This window comes from Photorhabdus akhurstii (assembly GCF_018448925.1).
Classification (GTDB): Bacteria; Pseudomonadota; Gammaproteobacteria; order Enterobacterales; family Enterobacteriaceae; genus Photorhabdus; species Photorhabdus akhurstii.
In genome coordinates this window covers 1-2,381 of record NZ_RCWE01000071.1, presented here as the reverse complement: position 1 = coordinate 2,381, position 2,381 = coordinate 1, and the positions used below count along the sequence as shown (strand labels likewise).

5 protein-coding genes are annotated in these 2,381 nt (G+C 46.4%); 3 read left to right on the top strand and 2 right to left on the bottom strand.

Annotated elements, in window-relative coordinates; translation table 11 throughout:
- Positions 1-112 precede the first annotated feature (112 nt).
- Both EAE93_RS23720 and EAE93_RS23715 read left to right on the top strand, forming a co-directional pair.
- Positions 113-1,024 carry a hypothetical protein gene (locus EAE93_RS23720; RefSeq protein WP_214040709.1) on the top strand — a complete coding sequence of 304 codons (912 nt, stop codon included), beginning with the start codon at positions 113-115 and terminating at the stop codon, positions 1,022-1,024.
- A complete protein-coding gene (locus EAE93_RS23715; protein ID WP_040150624.1) occupies positions 1,021-1,338 on the top strand; it encodes a hypothetical protein in 318 nt (105 codons plus the stop codon). The genes EAE93_RS23720 and EAE93_RS23715 overlap by 4 nt, the downstream gene beginning before the upstream one ends.
- A 50-nt stretch (positions 1,339-1,388) precedes the next feature.
- Here EAE93_RS23715 and EAE93_RS23710 read toward each other — a convergent pair whose 3' ends face one another.
- Positions 1,389-1,631 (bottom strand): SymE family type I addiction module toxin, encoded by a 243-nt coding sequence (locus EAE93_RS23710; RefSeq protein ID WP_214040708.1) that lies wholly within the window; start codon positions 1,629-1,631, stop codon positions 1,389-1,391.
- A gap of 92 nt (positions 1,632-1,723) precedes the next feature.
- Positions 1,724-2,062, bottom strand: a complete 339-nt coding sequence (locus EAE93_RS23705; protein ID WP_011145463.1) for a helix-turn-helix domain-containing protein — start codon at positions 2,060-2,062, stop codon at positions 1,724-1,726.
- Between the two features lie 132 nt (positions 2,063-2,194).
- On the opposite strand from EAE93_RS23705, the gene EAE93_RS23700 reads away from it, so the two are divergent.
- Positions 2,195-2,381 (top strand): CHC2 zinc finger domain-containing protein (locus tag EAE93_RS23700; RefSeq protein WP_214039610.1); only part of this gene is annotated, 187 nt, incomplete at its 3' end.

Sequence of the window (2,381 nt, the reverse complement as noted above, 5' to 3'; positions counted from 1 at the left end):
GCGAAAAACGCGCCAGGGGGTTTTGGGTTCGGCGGTGAACGCACATTGGAAAAAACGGGTTGTAACTGACTGAGGACATTGGGAAAATCGGCGTCTGGCGGTCAACTTTGCAATGGAATGCATTGTTATTGAGAATAACTATCTGAGTGTGAATGAGCTGGACAGTTTTGCGCACCAAGCCCGCACCTGTGAAGGGGAAAGCTGTCAGCAGGTGATCAAGGATATGGTGGAGACCAATGTCCGTAATCAGCAGGAAATGATGGACTTCTGCAACAGCAACCCGAACCAGTGTGCGCAGAAGTATGGTTATCTGGTTGATCAGTGGCCGGTGTTTGAACGCACCCTCAAAAATATGGACCGGGACGGCACATTGCCGGTTGAGTTCAGAAATTACCTGTCGGCGGTGAATACGTTAGGTCAGGCGGCAACCGGCAAGGTAGGCGAGCTCGGCTGGACAAAACGCTTTGAAGCGATGGGCATGAGTCAGGAGACTGCCGCTGCGATGGCGATGACGCTGCCTGTTATTGTTGAGGGCAGCAAAGGGCCGAAATCATCGCCAACAACAAAAGGAAGCACAGGCGCGGTTGTTAATACAGAGAAAGCGGCGCTGGAAAAGATTGGGAAAAACAGTCAAGGCACAACGAATCTGGGTGATAAATCGGCTAATACTGTTTATCATCAACAGCTTATCAAAAATGCTGAAAAGATATCTACCGCGAAACCAGGACAACAAGTTGCTGCGCCAAGGGATCTAAATGAGCAAACTTTCTGGAAACAGGTTGAATCAAATCCGTCACAGGGAAGTAAATTGTTAGGTATGAATAAAGATCCCCGTTTTCCTACAGCGGCTGGTTTTCAAAAAATGGAAGCAAAACATAGGCTCCCTAATGGACAAACAATAACTATCCATTACCAGTACAACTCAAATACTGGTAAAGCCTATGACATGAAAATTACTACTCCTCAGAGAATCCAACAGGATCCTAAAAAGGTAATAGATTCAATAAAGGATAATGTTAAATGAAAATACAAGAATCAGATGGCTCTATTGTTGATGTTTTTGCCATATATTGGTTTGGTGATGAAACATATTTTTATGGGTTACCGCCAAATTATGGAGGTTTACAGGCATATAAGTCTAATGAAGTCTCAGTTATCGATACAACAATAGGTTTTAAAACTGTTTTTTTCTCAAATGATGATGCTAAAAGTGTTCATCATTGGGCATTAATAGAAGAACGGTTGCTGGATGATCTACTTGAATTAGATGAAACTGCTTATCAACGCTTTTTGGCAATCCTAAAAGCGGAAGGTAATATAGAACAGGATTTTTGTTAATCAGGCGTCCCGGTCAGTTGAAGTGGCCGGGAGCTTCCTGCTTTTAACCGTCAGCTGTTCTCAACAAGCCGGATAATCAACTGCCCGTGCTCAACACTGACCTGCACCGGCAGTCCGGTCGCAAAGCCCGCTTCTTCCAGCCAGTTGCCTTTAAGGTGCAGGCTGGGATGCTGGCTGTAATAACGGGTCATGCCAGTGTGGCGGTCGGCGTGACATCGGCTGATATAGCCGACTTTATAGTGGCGTCGGGCTTTCGAACTGCCTGAATTTACATTACAATCGTGTTCAGCCATAGCTAACTACCTCTGATAGTGGGTTGTGGTTAGCGGTGCTGGGATGTTCTCAGCATCTCAACACCGCGTAAGTATTATCTCTTCTTGAGCGCCTAACGTTTTACCGTCCAACGTTTAGCATCATGCATATGCAGCATACTGCTAATCACTGTCTCAATCGCTTCCCGCTCTTTCTCATCCAACTGTGAGACCGCTTCGAACTGGAGCTTTAGCCGGTCATCGGGTCCGCGTTCATTGGGATCAAAAAGAAGCATATCGGCACTGACATTCAACGCTAATGCAATCCGCCGAAACACATCAATCGTCGGCTGGGATGTCCCGGCTTCATAGCGCTTGTACTGTGAAACGTGCATACCAATCTTGTCAGCCATCTGTTGTTGCGTGAAACCAAGCTCTTTACGGGAGGCAGCCAATTTATCAGAAAAGCTCATAGGAAATTCCAAAGTTGCTGTAACTGGCGTCACTATACCCCTCCCGTTTTTACCGCTTGACTCAAAGTATCATATCAGGGACTATATATATTATCAATATGAATCTTGACGCATTTTACAGGAGTAAAGGCAATGACCCGCGTTCCCGATACCGATTTAGCCCGCTTAAAGCAAACCGTCTCGTTGCTGGGGCTGGCGCGTAAGCAAGGCCGTGCGATGAAAAAACGCGGTGAGGATTATGTGCTGCGCTGTCCGTTCCATCACGAGAAAACGCCCTCAATGGTGATATCGCCGGCTAAGAACCTGTATCACTGCTTTG